Raw genomic sequence first — 16,188 nt, 5'->3', positions numbered from 1 at the left:
CGTCCGCCAGTCGAGGTCCTGGTTGAGAAATCGCTGCTCACACCGGGTCGTGGCGCGGCACGATCCGGTGAGGGTCCGCCGGGTCGTGGCTGACCGCGACCCGGTGGACCGCGACATCAAGTACTTAAAGAACCAAGAGAAATTACCCAACCCCACCCCACCCGATCCCAGTGGTCAGCTGCGGGAGGGGCTGGTCACTCACACGGGTGAGATTCGCCAACTGGGCTGGATTTCGGACGGGTTGGCAGGCATATGCTCACGCTGACCACAACCCCAGACATGAGACGGCCCCCGCCGGGACGGCAATCCCGAGCGAGGACCTGACCACCAAGGAAGCAGCACATCTTCCCGATGGATACTCAGCACGATATCGCCCTCGCCCATGCCCTGACCGGGATTCCCGGGCCTCTCCCGCCCTCCGGCGTGATCCACGTAGCGATCCCGCACACGAGCCGGTTCACGATCGTCGGCAACCACCTCGCGCAGCACGCCGAGCTCTCCCTCGCCGCGATCGGGATCGGCGTACACATCCAGTCGCTGCCCGCAGGGTCCCAGGTCGGCATCAAGGCGCTCACGGCCCGCTTCGCCGAGGGCGAGACGACGATCGCCTCCGCCCTTCGCGAGCTGGAGACCCACGGCTACCTGCACCGGACCCGCGTGCGGCTGGCGAACGGCCGGATGGTCACCCGCACGGTGTTCTGCAACCATCCGGGTGCGTTGCCGCGGGGCGGGGCCGTGGCGGTGCCGATGCCGGTCGTGGCGCCGCCGGCGCCCGTGCCGGCGGGGCCGCCTGTGCTGCCCGTGGTGGCGGCTGCGGTGCCTGAACCCGCGCCCGAACCCGCCCCCGTACCGGAAGAACCGCACCCCCCGGTACGCGTACCGCCGCGCACCGCGCCCAAGCCGCCGCGCCGGCCGCTCCCCCAGCCGCGCGAGCTCACCCCGGAGCTGCGCCGGGCCTCCTCCGCGCTCCTCGCCGACCTGCGGCGTCACGCGGAAGAGCTGCTGCTCTGCGAGCAGGACATCGAGGAGCTGGTCCCCGGTGTGGCCGCCTGGCTGGAGCGCGACACGCAGCCCGACGCGATCCGCCATGCCCTGACGGCCGACCTCCCGCAGCCGCCCAGAAGCCCGGCGAAGCTCATCAGGCACCGCCTCACCGTGCTCCTGCCGCCGCCGCTGCCCGGCACCTCGGATCTGACCCCGGTCCGCCGTACCGTCGTCATCCCCCTCCAGAACTGTGACCGCTGCGACCACGCGTTCCGTGCCACCTCACCGGGCCACTGCCGTGGCTGCCGGAGCGAGCTGCTGGGAGCGGCCTAGCATGAAGGGAACGACCCTTGTCCCCGGGCACGACATCCCCGGACACGATCGAGGAGCGCGCACCGGCTCGGGCGCCGTTCTCTCCGACATCCACCGGGCTCCGGAGGCGCCGCGCTACGCGACCCGTAAGGACTTCATGTACGGCGAGGACGTCACCATCGGAGAGTGGACGATCTCGACCGACGATCTGCCGCGTTACGCCTGACGCCGCTCGCTCTACGTCCTTCCACGCCAGCAGCGAAACGTATGGGAGCGCCAACAGCCGTCCGCGCGACGGTCAATCCGCGCAGTCGTACTTCTTGACGAGCCTGCTGGCCGCTTCCCGCATCACGGTCACGTTGCTGCGCAGCGCGATGTCCGCGTCAACAGGCCGCTCCCTCTCCAGCCTGGCCAGCTTCTCCTCATCCTGCGACGGCACGTCGAGCCACACCCTGATGTACGGGGCGGTCGAGCCCATACGGACGGGGCAGCCCGCAGGCAACGTGACCGTGGCCTCCTCGGGGAGCGCCCAGCCGATAAGCCCGGGGCCGAGAGATGTGGAGCCCTCCTTGCGGCCGGGGGGACTCGGGGTGTCCTCTACAACCAGTTTGTAGACCACCCGAGGGTTGTCGTTGTCGTCGTACGGGTTGGCGCGCAGCACACGGCACGCTTTGAACACTGCGGTGTCAGTGGTCCTGCCCCTGCTCTCCCACTCGTCCGTGCTGACCTCCCCACCCTGGCCGTCGTCGATCAGCTCCGCCGTCTCCCGGCTGAGCGCACCATGACACAGGCTCTGCGGCAACGGCGCCTTCTCCACGTTCTCGGGCCAGACACTCGCCGTCACCACCGCCACCCCGGCGACACCGAGCGTGACAGTCAACGGCAGCCACTTCTTGTCCATCGATTACTGTCCCGTCAACTTGTTGGCCTCGGCCAGGCCGGTGAGGTACCACTCCTTGGCCTTCGCCTGGAGATGGTTCTCGAACTCGCCGGGGCTCGCGTCCAGCTCCTCCTTCGTCAGCCCGCGTTTCGTCGCCACCCCGCGCAACATGCCCTTCAGCTGTTCCTCGCCGTCTTCGTAATGACCAATCCTGTTCTTGCGGGTCTCGGCGTCGACCTTGGCGTTCTCCTCGTTCAGGTCATCGCTCAGGCCCCAGTCCACCGAGCGCTGAATCGCGTCGCCAGCGAACGGAATGGGGGTCAGCAGCCCCCCGACGATGTGGTAATTGAGCATCTTCTCGTAGGCATTGGCGTCCTTCTCCGCCTGGCCCAGGTCGGCGATGACGTCGTCGCGCACGCCGTCGAGGTGACCGAGCACATTCGCGGACTGCTGAACCCAGGCCCGCAGCTCCTGGTCTTCCTTGCGGAAGGACTCCGCCGGGAAGCCTTCGAGCCCTTCACCGATGACCACGGTCTGCGAGCCATGGATCATCTTGTAGGCGTTGGGGTCTTCTACTGTGGCGCGGATGATCCGGGTGAGGTCACCCCGGTCGATCTCCAGCTGGTTGAAGTCGGTCGGCCCGTCCATCTCCTTGCCGAGGATCTGGTGCACGTCGGAGCCGTAGTCGGCGATCATGTCGGCCATCGGCAGGCGCATGGTGACGGGGATGGCGCTCTGGTCCTTGCGGAGCGCCTCCGTGTACTCGCCCATCACCCGCTCGAAGATCGCGGTCTCGGCGGCATTGTGGTGAGCCGGTGCCAGGTGCAGCTCCGAACCCGGCACGCGGCCGGTGGCCGCGGCCTCAAGAGCGAGGCCGAGCTCGGCGCGGGCCGAGGTGTACTGCTTCTCGTCCGGCATCTTGCTCTCGACTTCGCCGCCGGGCCACTTCCGGTCCTCCAGGAAGTACTTGAGGTTGTCGGTGGTGTTCGGGTCGAAGTAGTGGGTCGAGGCGGACGCGTTGCGGCTCATGGCGTTCAGCAGGCCCTTCATCGGGTCCTCCTGCGTGCCCTGCCAGTGCCTCAGGGGTCCGTCGTAGGCGTCGTCGTTGTCCGTCTCCCACTCACGGATGGTGTCGCCGACCTCGGTCAGGAAGGCCTCGCTGTAGACCGGGTCGTCCTCGTCCTTCTTCCAGGGCGAGGACTTTTCCTTGGGGTCCTTGTTCGGGTCGTACACGGCGTCGTCGCCGGCGTCGGCGGCCATCAGGTCCGTGAGGTCCTTAAGGGTCGCGGCGCCGCCCACGATGACCCCGGGGTGCTGGCGGACCAGGCCGTTGCCGTCGCGGGCCGTGGTGATGAGCTTGTCGGTCCAGACCGAGGTGACGCCACCCGGGGAACCGATCGAGGAGTCGGGTCCGGTGGCGGTGGCGAGGGAGCCGGACAGCGCCTTGTAGAGGCGGGCGTCGGTGCTGGAGACCTGGCCGTCGCGGCCGCCCGACTCCAGGCTGCTGGCGAGCAGCAGCACGGCCTCCTGCTGGTCACGGCTCCGGTAGCTGAGGTTCGTCATCAGCTGCTCGGCGAAGGCCGTCGAGTCCTTGCCTTCCTCGGCGATCGTGAGGAGCCGCTCTCGCTCGTCGTCGTCGAGGTGCTCCCAGCGGGCGTAGAGCTTGGCGGCCTCACGGCCGTTCTCCGCCTGCTGCTTCTCCTCGGCGCGCATCCTCTTGGCGTCGGCGAGGCCGTTGAGGTCGGTGCTGCCGAAGTCGTTGGCGTGGTTGCGGATCAGTGCGCGCAGGCCCCAGGCGCAGAGCTCATCGGCTTCGTTGGCACGCTTCAGGATCCCTTCGAGCTTGCGGCGCAGCGCCTCGAACTGAGCCTCGGTCGCGAGGGGCTCGGTGCTGTCCTTGGAGCGGCGGTCGGGGTGTACCCGGTGGCTGAGAACGCCGTTGGGGTAGATGACGATGCCCGGCGGGGGGTTCTCGTACGCGTACTTGAGGTCGTCCTGGGCCGACTTGAAGAGGGCGTGGGCGTCCTTGAGGAGGTCACGTACCGACTCCGCTTCGGTGACAGCGTCACTGAACTCATTGGCGGTCTTGGTGACGAACTCCTTGGTGACCGTGGCGTTCTCGCCCGCCCAACTGGACTTGTCCGCCTTGGACTTCATTGCCTTGGCGTCGGTCTGGAGAGGGGATTCCAGCTTGCCGATCATCTCGGTCCACTGGGTCACCGCAGTGGCGAGCGGGGTGAGCCGGGCGGTGAGGAGCTGCTCGAAGGTGGGCACGGTGACGGCTCTCCTTACCGGAAGTACTTGCTGATCTGAGAAGCGGGGACGGCCCCGTCGTCCCCAGGGGCGACGGGGCCGACTATGCGCAGCTGTGTCTCGATCCACTCGTCGTCGGCCTTCTTCGACGCCTTCGTGTAGTCCAGGTGGTTGGAGATGTGGGCGCATGCCTGGAGGAGGGTCTTCACCTGCTTCTCCCAGGTTTCGATCACTTCCGTGAACGCCGCGCCGGTGTCGAACCCGTCGCCCTTGAGGCCCTTACCGGCTGTCTCGCTCGCCGCCTTCGCGTGCTTACCGGTCCGTTCGAGGCCGTTGAACAGGTTGAAGGCGGCGTGGCCGATGTCCCCCAGCTCGTCGTCCGAGACGACGTAGTCGGCCGACCCCTTCGCCGGGCCGGGACCCCCGGTGCCGCCGGCCTGGTTCAGCCTCATGGCGGCGGCGGCCTTCAGCTCGCCCCATTCCTTCGCGAATGACATGATCCCCACCCCGTATACCGCTAGAGAGCCGCTCCCCGCGCCACGATACCCGTGTGATCAAACGATCCAGCAACAGTGCGTCACTGGCTTCCCGAGCAGGCACAAAGGCTCCGTTGAGGCGGTCAACCCCGCAAAACACCCCGCGCTGACGGAGTTGCTGACCGAGTTTCGATGAACGGCATCCTGTTCGTCAGCGCTCGGCAGGATCACTGCGGCTGACGTCGGTGCGCCGCACAAGCCGCGTGCCTGGCGAAACAAGCCACGTGCCTGGCGAATCACCCATGAACTACCCCCTATGCTCCCCCGTGTGCCAGCAACGCAACGTGCGGGAGCGCCAACCTGCCCTTCGTCGCCTGGAATTCGGCACACAGTGCGTCGTACGCCTGCCTGGCCGCCGCCACCCCCTCCATCCCCCGGCCGTTGAGGACCTGCCCGATCGCGCCGATCCCCCGCTCTGCCCCCGCCCACCACGCATCGGGGCCACAGCGGTGCTCCCAGGCCACCTCGGAGCACCGCACTCCCAGGAACCCGGCCGCGTCGAGCAGGGCGGCCAGGCCTTCCGGGTTACGTGGGAAGTCGTCCTCGGGGGCGAGTGCGGGGAGCCAGTCGGGGCGGGTGAGCCCGGCGGCCTGCGCGGCGCGGCCGATCAGGGTCTGGCCGGGTGCTCCGGGCGACCGCCAGATGGTGACCGCGACCCGGCCGCCGGGGCGGGTGACCCGGCGCAGCTCGGCGAGCGCTTCGCGCGGGCGGCCCACGTGGTTCAGGACGAAGTTGCCGACGACCGCGTCGAACGCGTCGTCCTCGTAGGGGAGCTCGGGGAGCCGGGCGATGCACGCCGCGATGCCCGGCACGGCCCGGCGGGAAGCGTCCACCATGCCGGGTTCCGCGTCGACCGCGTGCACGGCGGCACCGCGTGCGACGGCCGCGAGGCTGACTGTTCCGCTGCCGCAGCCCACGTCGAGGACCCGGGATCCCGGACCTACCTCGGCGGCGTCGAGGAGAGCCGGTACCGGGTGGGCGCAGAGGCGGGCGTAGGTGCGGTCGTACGCCTCGGCCTTGCCGGACCAGATGCGCCGCTCGGCACGGTCGAAGGGGGTGGTGGTGCGTGATGCCCTTGGAGACGTGGTCATCCGGCGACTCCCTTCGGTTCGAGTTCGGCGAAGTCCTCGTGGAGCGCGTCGAGGTGGCGGCCGGTCGGTTCACCGGCCGGGGTCAGCTCCGCGATCCGCCAACGGGGCAGCTGCTCCTCGACCTCGGCGGGCAGCGACCCGTCCGCCGGATCGGCCAGGGCGTACAGCACCCCGAACGCGGTCTCCCGGGCCACCTCACGGGCCAGCGCGCCGAGGTCCTCGGGGGTGAGCCCGGCGTCGAGGGCGCGGTCGACGGCGTCGGCGGCCGTGCCGTCGGCGCGGTAGGCGGCCACCCACTGCCCGGCGGCCGTGGCCCAGGCGTCGACGTCCTGCCACACCGTGCGCAGCAGCCGGTAGCGGGCGAGCTGCGGCAGCCCCTCGTAGACCTCGGATTCGGCCCAGTCGCGGGCGTCGCCGTCCGCGCCCAGGGCGGTGAAGAGGGCGGTCAGTCTGTCGAGTTCAGTCATGTGCCGGGAGGCTAACCGATGAGTTTCTGCGCGGCGCGCGGTCAGTACTTCCGTAATAGTGAGACGTAAGAACCCAGCGACATATCCAGGAGACCTGATGCGCACCCTGATCAGCACCGCGTTCGTTTCGCTCGACGGCGTCGTGGAGGCCCCGGGCGGCGAGCCCGGCTACCGGAACTCGGGGTGGACCTTCAAGGACGTGGAGTTCCTCCCGGAGGCCTACGCCATCAAGGACCAGGAGCAGAAGGAGGCCGCCGCCATGCTGCTGGGCCGGGTCAGCTACGAGGCCTTCAGCCCGGTATGGCCGGGGATGGAGGAGTTCGCGTCGTACAAGGTGATGCCGAAGTACGTCGTCTCCACCACCCTCGCCGAGGACGATCTGGTGTCCGACTGGGGCGACACCACGATCCTGCGCTCCCTGGACGAGGTGGCCGCCCTGAAGCGGACCGAGGGCGGCCCGATCATCGTCCACGGCAGCGCCGCCCTGAACCGGAGCCTCGCGGACGCCGACCTCATCGACCGGTACAACCTGCTCGTCTTCCCGCTCCTGCTCGGCGCGGGCAAGCGCCTGTTCAGCGAGACGGACAAGGACCGCCAGAAGCTGAAGCTGGTCGAGCACGAGGCGTACGCGAACGGCATCCAGAAGAACGTGTTCGACGTCGTCCACTGACACCGCGGTTCTCGGGGCTGCGGTTTCGGGATCGTGACTCTCGGGCCTGCGGTTCTCGGGCCTGCGGGGCCGGGAACCGCACACGACTTCCGTCCCGCAGGTGCCATCCGGGCGGCCTGGGACGACTACTCGGGGCGGACCTGTGCGGCCTGCATGCCCTTCGTCCCGTGCTCCCACCGCCCGACGGACTGGCTGGGCGCGCGAGTGAGCCCTCCGGCCTGGGCACATCCGGAATGACCAGACGAGAGATACGCCCCCTCAGTCGAGACGGCGACCGTCCAACCATTCGTGACAGGGTGAACGAATGGCGACGAACCGCGAGTACTCACCCGATCCCCAACCGACCGGCCTCACGCCGTGGCCGGACACCGCCCCGGTCCACGGTGATCTCCTCGCGGCGAAGGCCCTCGTCTACGACCCTTGCGGGTTCGCCTGCTCGCAGCCGGTCCCCGAAGCCGAGAGTGCCGAGTACGCCGCCCACACGTTCACGCTTGACGGACTCGCCATCCGGTTCCGCTCAGCCAAGACGACCCCCACCAAGGTCGGCCAGTTCGTCACCGTGTGGAAGAGGTCCCCGGGCGGGCCCATCCAGCCCTTCGACGCGTCGGACTCCGTCGATCTGTTCGTCATCAGCACCCGCGACCAGCACCACCTCGGCCAGTTCGTCATTCCCAAGGACGTGCTTTGCCGACACGGTGTCGTGTCGGTGAACGGTGCCGGGGGGAAGCGGGCCTTCCGCGTCTATCCGCCCTGGGTGACCACCACCAACCGCCAAGCCGACAGGGCGCAGGCGTGGCAGCTGGACTACTTCCTGCACCTGCCCCAGGACGGGTCCGCAGACTCCGCCCGTGCCCAGGAGCTCTACCGCCCATGAGGTGGCGCCGGCCCGGCCGGATGAAGCGCTGGACCTGGTTCGTGCCCTCGTAGATCTGGGTGCTCTACGGCATACATTCGCCTGACCTGCCAAACCACCCCACAAGTGAGGGAGCCGCCCAGGATTCCCCCAGGATCGGTCCAGAAGCGGTGCTCTCACGGGTTGGTTACGTGACCAGCCTGCCACTCACTCTGGGGAAGACGAGTACCTTTCGACGCTGGCCCGTCCCGTGGAGCGGTCGAGTAGGCGGAGCTCCCAGGGTCCGCTGTTCACGTCGAAGTCCTTCCCGAAGCCGACCCACTTGCCTGCCATGCGGCGGCCTGTCGGCTCGATCAGTAGCTGGACGGCACCGTGGTAACGGGCGCCGTGGTAGTAGCCGTCCACCGCTGTCTGTTCCGTCCACGTGCCTGTGATGATGTTCCGGTCCACGGACAGGTCCAGAGACAGAGGACTGTCCGGGTTGGTCGACGCTCCAGGCAAGCTCTGGGCTGTCAGCCTGTTGCCGTGCTGGACGATTACGACATGGTGCTTGCAGTCGAAAGTCTCGCCACGGCTGGACGAGTAGAACTCGTACCGAGACAGCCAGATCCCCGCGTACTCGCCTTGCGTCTCCGGCTCCGGGCTTGTGACGGCACTGGTCGTGCCGACTTCTCCAGCTTCCATGTCGTGGCCTCCTGCGCCGTCTGAGTGGACGCGTGTCATAGGGATCGCAAACCCCAGCGACTCGGGGGCGCGGCCAGTGAACTGTTTCAACGCTCGCGCCTACAGGGGGCGGCACGTCCTGGTCTTCCCGGACTCCCAGCGTTGCACGAGTCGCTTGGAAGCGTCGTTCGGTTCGCCCAGTTCTTGCCCCGCGCCACGTAATCCCTGGGCGAACTCGTCTTGGCTCAGGTTCATCGACTTGCGTACGGAGGTGAGTACGTCGTTGGGAACTCGGTCACGCTCGGGCGTAGTCGTCATGGTCCGAGGCTAGCCACGCAGCACCTCGGATGACACCGGTTTGACGCCCTCTGAGTGACACCGCCATGACGCCCGAGGGTCGCCTCGAACGTCGCCGCGATGGTCGAGGTTAATCCGGAGCATGGTCGACATGTCCATCCGTATCAGCGCCACAAGGTGACAGCCGACGGTACGCAGACCGAGCCGCGAACCCTGTACGAGGGTGAGGGCGGGGAGCCCCTCGCGACTGGCGTGATGCCCCCGTGCCTGTGTCCCAGGTGCAGAGGCGGACGGCATGAACGGAGCACGTCGGACATCCAACTACGTGGAGGCAAACCAGCATGAATACGGCAGTAGTGATCCGCGACCCGAAGACGTACGTCACGCCGGACGTGTGGCAGCGGGAGGTAGCCCTTCTCCTCCGGAACCCGGAGAACACACGCGAACTGGCGGAAGCCAAGTTCGGGCAGGCCATCGCCTACCTGGTCACGTGCGGCGAGAACCCGGACCTTCTCATGGGCCCGTCCGAGCAGGTGGACGAGGCATGGCACTCGTTCATGCTCGACTCGATCCCGTACCACCACTTCACCAACCGGCACTTCGGCCGGTACATCCACCACGTCCCCGAGCTTCCGGGAACGGCTGCCGGGGTCCAATGCCTCAGCGACGACGAGGCGACGCGGGACGGGCACGGCTCCAGGACCGGTGGCCCGCTGGTCCTGGAGCAGACGGTCAAGGCCATCAAGGCGGTCGGGTTCGAGATCGACCCCGACCTGTGGGGCATGGAGAGTGCAGCCAACTGCAACCAGTGCCACGCCGGGTGCCACGACTCACCCAAGTAGAGCCGCATAGACGTTGAGTTGGGGCCTGCCCCGTACGTTGGGAGTAGGCCCCTTCTGCTGGAAAGGATCACCGCATGTCATTGGCTGAGTCCTGGGACGAATACGCGGTCGGAAGCAAGCCGCGCAGGGCAGTGAACGCCACGGGCGAGACGACGTGGCTGAACTGGACTCAGTACGCCGATCACGGGCCGAACGAGGGCGTTCTAGGCCCCGTCGCCGGACGTCGGGTGCTGGAACTCGGCTCAGGCAGCGGGAGCAACCTGGCACACCTGGTCACGCTCGGTGCGACGGGTCTGGGAGTGGACATTGCACCTGCCCGCGAACCGGTCGCAAAGGAACGCTGGGCCGGTCTGACAGGTATTCAGTTCCGCACGGCAGAGGCAACGGCCTTCCTGAGCGAGACGGACGAGACCTTCGACGTCGTGCTCTCCATCTTTGGTGCCGTGTGGTTCGTCGAGCCGCACACCCTGCTACCGCTGATTCGATCCCGTATGGCTTCGGGTGGCACTCTCGCGTTCTCCCACCTCCCCGCCGGAAGTCAAGACGTGAAACCAGGCGGGGCGGGGTTGCGTCACAACCACAGCCTCGACGCATGGGAACACCTACTCACAAGCCACGGATTCGCGGCAGTGTCAGCATCACTGATCGATCCGCCGCAGGGCAGGACCGTGGGCACGATGCTCGTACGCGCGCTGGCACGCTGACCGCGCACGACGGCGGCCACTGGCCATCGGGTAGGAGGGCCGGGCGCCCCGGCCCTCCTACCCGATTATGCAGGTCAGCACCCGTTCCGGGGCCAGTGTCCGCCCAGGATTCCCCCAGCATGACGCCCAGGAGAGGCACGGAACGGACCCGAACGGGCCGGAAACCGATCACCGCTCCGGGATCACCGGAAAGGCGGTTGACCTGCGAAAACCCTGCTACGGCAGGTTCCTCGCCATGACGATGCGCTGGACCTGGTTCGTGCCCTCGTAGATCTGGGTGATCTTGGCGTCGCGCATCATGCGCTCGACGGGGTAGTCCCGCGTGTAGCCGTAGCCGCCGAGGAGCTGGACGGCGTCCGTGGTGACCTCCATGGCGACGTCGGAGGCGAAGCACTTGGCGGCGGCGCCCTGGAAGGTGAGGTCCGCGTCTCCGCGCTCGGACTTGGCGGCGGCCGCGTAGGTGAGCTGGCGGGCGGCCTCGATCTTCATGGCCATGTCGGCGAGCATGAACTGGATGCCCTGGAAGTCCGCGATCGGCTTCCCGAACTGCTTGCGCTCCTGGACGTACCCCTTGGCGTAGTCCAGCGCGCCCTGGGCGATGCCGAGGGCCTGGGCCGCGATGGTGATGCGGGTGTGGTCCAGGGTCTTCATCGCGGTGGCGAAGCCGGTGCCCTCCTCGCCGATCATGCGGTCGGCGGGGATGCGGACGTTGTCGAGGTAGACCTCGCGGGTCGGGGAGCCCTTGATGCCGAGCTTCCTCTCGGGGGCGCCGAAGGACACGCCCTCGTCGGACTTCTCGACGACGAACGCGGAGATGCCCTTGGAGCGCTTGGTCGGGTCGGTGACCGCCATGACCGTGTAGTACTCGGAGACGCCCGCGTTGGTGATCCAGCGCTTCACACCGTTGAGGACCCAGAAGTCGCCGTCGCGCACGGCCTTCGTCTTCATGCCCGCCGCGTCCGATCCGGCGTCCGGCTCGGAGAGGGCGTACGAGAACATCGCGTCGCCCTTGGCGAGCGGGCCCAGGTACTTCCGCTTCAGCTCCTCGGAGCCGGAGAGGATCACCGGGAGCGAGCCGAGCTTGTTGACGGCCGGGATCAGGGAGGAGGAGGCACAGGCGCGGGCCACTTCCTCGATCACGATGACCGTGGCGAGCGCGTCGGCACCGGCGCCGCCGTACTCCTCGGGTACGTGGACGGCGTGCAGGTCCGAGGCGACCAGGGCGTCCAGCGCCTCCTGCGGGAAGCGGCTCTCCTCGTCGACCGCGGCGGCGAAGGGGGCGATCTTCGTCTCGGCGAGCGCACGGATGGTCTCGCGGAGCATGTCGTGCTCCTCGGCCGGACGGTACAGGTCGAAATCGGTCGAACCCGCCAAGACGCTCACTCCCCAAATGCTAACTACCGTTAAGTAACTCAATTTTAGTGTGCCGACCGCCCGACGGCATACGCGACCAGCACGTGAGCTTGCCGACAGGGGTGGGGCATAGGGGACCTATCGGGCGGATGGAGCTACGGATTCCGGCCTCCCCCGCCCCGACTATGCTCGGTCCGCACCCTCGTCCGTACCCCCAGGAGCACTCCATGGCCCTCAGGATCACTGTGATCGGCACCGGCTATCTCGGCGCCACCCATGCCGCGGCCATGGCCGAGCTGGGCTTCGAGGTCCTCGGGCTCGACGTCGTACCGGAGAAGATCGAGCTGCTCTCCACCGGGCGCGTGCCGATGTACGAGCCGGGGTTGGAGGAGCTGCTCCAGAAGCACGTCGTGGGCATCGAGGGCTCCACCGGGCGGCTGCGCTTCACCACCTCCTGGGAGGAGGTCGGGGAGTTCGGGGACGTGCACTTCGTCTGTGTGAACACTCCGCAGAAGCACGGCGAGTACGCCTGCGACATGAGCTACGTGGACAGCGCCTTCGAGTCGCTCGCCCCGCGGCTCACCCGGCCCGCCCTCGTCGTCGGCAAGTCGACCGTCCCCGTCGGCTCCGCCGCCCGCCTCGCGGCCCGCCTCGCCGAGCTGGCTCCGGTGGGCGAGGGCGCCGAGCTGGCCTGGAACCCGGAGTTCCTGCGCGAGGGCTTCGCCGTGAAGGACACCCTGCACCCCGACCGGGTCGTCGTCGGCGTGCAGAGCGAGGGGGCCGAGAAGCTGCTGCGCGAGGTGTACGCCGTGCCGGTCGCGGAGGGCTCGCCGTTCGTGGTGACCGACTTCCCGACCGCCGAGCTGGTGAAGACCTCCGCCAACTCCTTCCTCGCCACCAAGATCTCCTTCATCAACGCCATGGCCGAGGTCTGCGAGGCCGCCGACGGGGACGTCGTGAAGCTCGCGGAGGCCATCGGGCACGACGAGCGGATCGGGAGCAAGTTCCTGCGGGCCGGGATCGGGTTCGGCGGCGGCTGTCTGCCCAAGGACATCCGCGCCTTCATGGCACGCGCCGGTGAGCTGGGCGCCGACCAGGCCCTGACCTTCCTCCGCGAGGTCGACTCCATCAACATGCGCCGCCGCGGCCACATGGTCGAGCTGGCCCGGGAGGCCGTGGGCGGCGAGTCGTTCCTCGGCAAGCGGGTGGCGGTGCTGGGCGCCGCGTTCAAGCCCGACTCCGACGACGTACGCGACTCCCCCGCCCTCAACGTCGCCGGGCAGATCCACCTCCAGGGCGGTCAGGTGACCGTCTTCGACCCGAAGGGGATGGACAACGCCCGGCGGCTCTTCCCGACCCTCGGTTACGCGGACTCCGCGCTGGAGGCCGTTCGCGGTGCGGACGTGGTGCTGCATCTGACGGAGTGGCGCGAGTTCCGCGAGCTGGACCCGGCGCAGCTGGGTGAGGCCGTATCCCGCCGGATCATCCTGGACGGGCGCAACGCCCTGGACAGCGCGGTCTGGCGCGAGGCCGGGTGGACCTACCGGGCGATGGGGCGGCCCAAGGCCTGAGGCCCCCTGACCTGGGTCCGTCGGGAAGCCCGTCTTCCCTTTTCCCTTTCGTCCGGTTCTCTTTCGTCCGGCTTCTTTCTCATCTCGTCCGGCTTCTTGTTCGTCCGGCTCCTTTTCGGCCGTGCGGGCAGAAATGCGTGCGGGCAGAAATATGTGTGCGCTCCAAGCATCCGGTTGGCAAGGTAGGAGCATGGACGACTCGTACGACCCCGCTCCCGCCTCCGACGCCACCCAGTGGATCTCCACCCCGCTCACCGACGCCCTGCTGCGCGGCGCCCTCGAACTGGAGCGCACCGATCGCGGCGGCCTCCTCCCCCACCGGCTGCCCGCCCGTGCCCGCGCCCAGTTCGGCGGTGACGGACAAGTGGCCCAGGCCGAGGCGCAGCCCTCCGGTGTGCGGGTGGTGTTCCGTACCCGGGCCACCGCCGTCGAGCTGGACGTCCTCCGTACGAAGATGGGGTACCGGGGTGTTCCGCCCCGCCCGGACGGGGTGTACGAGCTGTATGTGGACGGCGAGCCGGCCGGCCGGGCCACGGCGGGCGGCGGCAACGTGGTCATGGTCGACATGTCCGACGGGTCCCGCGAGACGATCCCCGGCCCGGTCGGCGCGGTGCGGTTCGCCGGGCTGCCCGAGGGTGAGAAGACCGTCGAGATCTGGCTGCCGTACACCGAGACCACCGAGCTGATCGGGCTGCGAACCGACGCCCCCGTGAGCGCCGTGGAACCGGGCGGGCGGCGGGTGTGGCTGCACCACGGCAGCTCCATCAGCCACGGTTCCGCCGCCGAGAGCTCCGCCACGACCTGGCCCGCCCTGGGGGCGGCCGCGGGAGGTGTGGAGCTGGTCAACGTCGGCCTGGGCGGCAGCGCGCTGCTCGACCCGTTCACCGCGCGCGCTCTGCGGGACACCCCGGCGGACCTGGTCAGCGTCAAGGTCGGAATCAATCTGGTGAACCTCGACGGAATGCGGCTGCGCGTCTTCGGGCCCGCCGTACACGGTTTCCTGGACACGATCCGCGAAGGCCATCCGACCGCGCCGCTACTCGTGCTCTCGCCGGTGTACTGCCCCATCCACGAGGACACCCCGGGGCCTGCCGCGCCGGAGTTCAGCGAGGGGAAGGTCGCGTTCAAGGCCATGGGGGACCCGGCGGAGGCGGCGTTCGGCAAGCTGACGCTGAACGTCATCCGCACGGAGCTGGCCCGGATCGTCGAGGAGCGGGCGGCGGACGATCCGAACCTGTACTACCTCGACGGCCGCGAGCTGTACGGCGAGGCTGACTTCGCCGACCTGCCGCTGCCCGACCAGCTGCACCCGGACGCGGCCGCCCACCGCCGCATGGGCGAGCGCTTCGGGGCACTCGCCTTCGGTCCGGGGGGACCGTTCGCGGCGGCGTAGCCGGTTCGGCGGGCCCGCGTGCCCGCTGCCCGTCAGCCCGTGTTGCCGGGTCCGCCGCCCCGTAGCCCGCGTGCCGGGTCCGGCGCCCCGCCGCCCCCGTACGTACCGAGGCGGCGGGCCGCGCGTCAGCCGAGCGGGCCGTCCAGCTCCGCGATCGTCGCGTGGGACGGGCCGCGTACGCTCTGCTCCTCGCGGGCGACGGCTTCCGCGTCGCGCAGCACCCGTACGGCGTTCTGCCAGGTCAGCTTGGCGAGGTCGCCCTCGGACCAGCCGCGCCGCAGCAGCTCGGCGATGAGGTTCGGGTAGCCGGAGACGTCCTCCAGGCCGCGCGGGGTGAACGCGGTGCCGTCGTAGTCGCCGCCGATGCCGATGTGGTCGATACCCGCGACCTCGCGCATGCGGTCGAGGTGGTCGGCGATGGTGGCCACCGTGGCCTCGGGGCGCGGGTGGGCCGCCTCGAAGTCCTCGTGGATGCGCATCGCGACCGGGGTGGTGTCCAGGTGGTGCAGGCCGTGCTCGCGCATGTTGCGGTCGGCGGCCAGGGTCCAGGCGACGGCCTCGGGCAGCACGAACTTCGGGACGAAGGTCGCCATCGCGACGCCCCCGTTGGCCGGGAGGGCCGCGAGCACGTCGTCGGGGATGTTGCGCGGGTGGTCGCAGACCGCGCGGGCCGAGGAGTGCGAGAAGATCACCGGCGCGGTGCTGGTGGCGAGCGCGTCGCGCATGACGCCGTCGGCGACGTGCGAGAGGTCGACCAGCATGCCGATGCGGTTCATCTCGCGGACGACCTCGTGGCCGAATGCGGAGAGACCGCCGAGGCGCGGCAGGTCCGTCGCGCTGTCGGCCCAGTCGATGTTGTCGTTGTGGGTGAGCGTCATGTAGCGGACGCCCAGGTCGTACAGCGCGCGCAGGGTGCCCAGGGAGTTGTTGATGGAGTGGCCGCCCTCGGCCCCCATCAGTGAGGCGATGCGGCCCTCGGCGCGGGCCTTCTCCAGGTCGTCGGCGGTGAGCGCGCGCCGCAGGTGCGTGGGGTAGCGGGCGATCAGCTCGGCGACGATGTCGATCTGCTCCAGCGTGGCGCTGACCGCCGCGTCGCCGGTCAGGTCGGTGCGCACGTACACGGACCAGAACTGGCCGCCGACCCCTCCCGCCCGCAGCCGGGCCAGGTCGGTGTGGAGCAGGCCGCGCTGGTCGGCGGCGATGTCCCGGGCGTCCAGGTCGTAGCCGACCTGCTCGCGCAGGGCCCAGGGGAGGTCGTTGTGGCCGTCGACGACGGGGTGGGCGGCGAGGATTTCGCGGGCCCGCTGCACGTGGTCCAT

14 protein-coding genes and 2 pseudogenes are annotated in these 16,188 nt (G+C 69.0%); 8 read left to right on the top strand and 8 right to left on the bottom strand.

Annotated elements, in window-relative coordinates; genetic code table 11:
* Positions 1–351: 351 nt before the first annotated feature.
* Both CIB93_RS13565 and CIB93_RS13560 read left to right on the top strand, forming a co-directional pair.
* Positions 352–1,317 carry a hypothetical protein gene (locus tag CIB93_RS13565; protein WP_096627051.1) on the top strand — a complete coding sequence of 322 codons (966 nt, stop codon included), beginning with the start codon at positions 352–354 and terminating at the stop codon, positions 1,315–1,317.
* A gap of 58 nt (positions 1,318–1,375) precedes the next feature.
* A pseudogene (locus CIB93_RS13560) lies at positions 1,376–1,522 on the top strand (Uma2 family endonuclease); the annotation flags it as partial.
* Positions 1,523–1,594: 72 nt separating this feature from the next.
* Here CIB93_RS13560 and CIB93_RS13555 read toward each other — a convergent pair.
* The 5 genes from CIB93_RS13555 to CIB93_RS13535 form a co-directional block, all read right to left on the bottom strand.
* Entirely contained in the window at positions 1,595–2,197 is a 603-nt protein-coding gene (locus CIB93_RS13555) for a hypothetical protein (RefSeq protein ID WP_096627049.1), read from the bottom strand.
* 3 nt (positions 2,198–2,200) lie between these two features.
* Positions 2,201–4,450, bottom strand: a complete 2,250-nt coding sequence (locus CIB93_RS13550) for a DUF6571 family protein (protein ID WP_096627048.1) — start codon at positions 4,448–4,450, stop codon at positions 2,201–2,203.
* 14 nt (positions 4,451–4,464) lie between these two features.
* Positions 4,465–4,926, bottom strand: coding sequence for a hypothetical protein (locus CIB93_RS13545; protein ID WP_096627081.1), 462 nt, complete (start codon positions 4,924–4,926; stop codon positions 4,465–4,467).
* A gap of 293 nt (positions 4,927–5,219) precedes the next feature.
* Entirely contained in the window at positions 5,220–6,056 is an 837-nt protein-coding gene (locus tag CIB93_RS13540) for a class I SAM-dependent methyltransferase (RefSeq protein ID WP_096627047.1), read from the bottom strand.
* Positions 6,053–6,523, bottom strand: coding sequence for a hypothetical protein (locus CIB93_RS13535; protein ID WP_096627046.1), 471 nt, complete (start codon positions 6,521–6,523; stop codon positions 6,053–6,055). The genes CIB93_RS13540 and CIB93_RS13535 overlap by 4 nt, the downstream gene beginning before the upstream one ends.
* 97 nt (positions 6,524–6,620) lie before the next feature.
* On the opposite strand from CIB93_RS13535, the gene CIB93_RS13530 reads away from it, so the two are divergent.
* Positions 6,621–7,193, top strand: a complete 573-nt coding sequence (locus CIB93_RS13530) for a dihydrofolate reductase family protein (protein WP_096627045.1) — start codon at positions 6,621–6,623, stop codon at positions 7,191–7,193.
* A 304-nt stretch (positions 7,194–7,497) separates the two neighbouring features.
* Complete coding sequence (locus CIB93_RS13525) at positions 7,498–8,067, top strand: MepB family protein (RefSeq protein ID WP_096627044.1); 570 nt, start codon at positions 7,498–7,500, stop codon at positions 8,065–8,067.
* Between the two features lie 186 nt (positions 8,068–8,253).
* Here the strand turns inward: CIB93_RS13525 and CIB93_RS13520 are convergent.
* Positions 8,254–9,027: pseudogene (locus CIB93_RS13520) on the bottom strand (helix-turn-helix domain-containing protein).
* Between the two features lie 320 nt (positions 9,028–9,347).
* Between CIB93_RS13520 and CIB93_RS13515 the strand changes: the two are divergent.
* Positions 9,348–9,848: a hypothetical protein gene (locus CIB93_RS13515; RefSeq protein WP_257002167.1), complete on the top strand. Its 501-nt coding sequence runs from the start codon at positions 9,348–9,350 to the stop codon at positions 9,846–9,848.
* 74 nt (positions 9,849–9,922) lie between these two features.
* Positions 9,923–10,552: a bifunctional 2-polyprenyl-6-hydroxyphenol methylase/3-demethylubiquinol 3-O-methyltransferase UbiG gene (locus CIB93_RS13510; protein ID WP_096627042.1), complete on the top strand. Its 630-nt coding sequence runs from the start codon at positions 9,923–9,925 to the stop codon at positions 10,550–10,552.
* A gap of 216 nt (positions 10,553–10,768) precedes the next feature.
* Here the strand turns inward: CIB93_RS13510 and CIB93_RS13505 are convergent, their stop codons facing one another.
* On the bottom strand, positions 10,769–11,926 hold the full coding sequence (locus CIB93_RS13505) for an acyl-CoA dehydrogenase (RefSeq protein ID WP_096627041.1): 1,158 nt from the start codon (positions 11,924–11,926) through the stop codon (positions 10,769–10,771).
* Between the two features lie 206 nt (positions 11,927–12,132).
* Between CIB93_RS13505 and CIB93_RS13500 the strand changes: the two genes are divergently transcribed.
* Both CIB93_RS13500 and CIB93_RS13495 read left to right on the top strand, forming a co-directional pair.
* Positions 12,133–13,476, top strand: coding sequence for a UDP-glucose/GDP-mannose dehydrogenase family protein (locus CIB93_RS13500; protein WP_096627040.1), 1,344 nt, complete (start codon positions 12,133–12,135; stop codon positions 13,474–13,476).
* A 190-nt stretch (positions 13,477–13,666) separates the two neighbouring features.
* A complete protein-coding gene (locus tag CIB93_RS13495) occupies positions 13,667–14,869 on the top strand; it encodes a GDSL-type esterase/lipase family protein (protein WP_096627039.1) in 1,203 nt (400 codons plus the stop codon).
* Between the two features lie 125 nt (positions 14,870–14,994).
* Here CIB93_RS13495 and CIB93_RS13490 read toward each other — a convergent pair whose 3' ends face one another.
* Entirely contained in the window at positions 14,995–16,188 is a 1,194-nt protein-coding gene (locus CIB93_RS13490; RefSeq protein ID WP_096627038.1) for a dipeptidase, read from the bottom strand.

It is taken from the genome of Streptomyces sp. WZ.A104, assembly GCF_002382885.1.
Taxonomy (GTDB): domain Bacteria; phylum Actinomycetota; class Actinomycetes; order Streptomycetales; family Streptomycetaceae; genus Streptomyces.
The sequence above is the reverse complement of the archived record's forward strand: the minus strand, read 5'-3'. Positions and strand labels throughout refer to the sequence as shown.

What these genes read in the sequence shown, in the direction of transcription:
- CIB93_RS13510 (WP_096627042.1), top strand. Translation starts at nt 9,923, where the DNA reads ATGTCATTGGCTGAGTCCTGGGACGAATACGCGGTCGGAAGCAAGCCG.
- CIB93_RS13565 (WP_096627051.1), top strand. Translation starts at nt 352, where the DNA reads ATGGATACTCAGCACGATATCGCCCTCGCCCATGCCCTGACCGGGATT.
- CIB93_RS13530 (WP_096627045.1), top strand. Translation starts at nt 6,621, where the DNA reads ATGCGCACCCTGATCAGCACCGCGTTCGTTTCGCTCGACGGCGTCGTG.
- CIB93_RS13540 (WP_096627047.1), bottom strand. Translation starts at nt 6,056, where the DNA reads ATGACCACGTCTCCAAGGGCATCACGCACCACCACCCCCTTCGACCGT.
- CIB93_RS13525 (WP_096627044.1), top strand. Translation starts at nt 7,498, where the DNA reads ATGGCGACGAACCGCGAGTACTCACCCGATCCCCAACCGACCGGCCTC.
- CIB93_RS13500 (WP_096627040.1), top strand. Translation starts at nt 12,133, where the DNA reads ATGGCCCTCAGGATCACTGTGATCGGCACCGGCTATCTCGGCGCCACC.
- CIB93_RS13545 (WP_096627081.1), bottom strand. Translation starts at nt 4,926, where the DNA reads ATGTCATTCGCGAAGGAATGGGGCGAGCTGAAGGCCGCCGCCGCCATG.
- CIB93_RS13535 (WP_096627046.1), bottom strand. Translation starts at nt 6,523, where the DNA reads ATGACTGAACTCGACAGACTGACCGCCCTCTTCACCGCCCTGGGCGCG.
- CIB93_RS13555 (WP_096627049.1), bottom strand. Translation starts at nt 2,197, where the DNA reads ATGGACAAGAAGTGGCTGCCGTTGACTGTCACGCTCGGTGTCGCCGGG.
- CIB93_RS13515 (WP_257002167.1), top strand. Translation starts at nt 9,348, where the DNA reads ATGAATACGGCAGTAGTGATCCGCGACCCGAAGACGTACGTCACGCCG.
- CIB93_RS13490 (WP_096627038.1), bottom strand. Translation starts at nt 16,188, where the DNA reads ATGGACCACGTGCAGCGGGCCCGCGAAATCCTCGCCGCCCACCCCGTC.
- CIB93_RS13495 (WP_096627039.1), top strand. Translation starts at nt 13,667, where the DNA reads ATGGACGACTCGTACGACCCCGCTCCCGCCTCCGACGCCACCCAGTGG.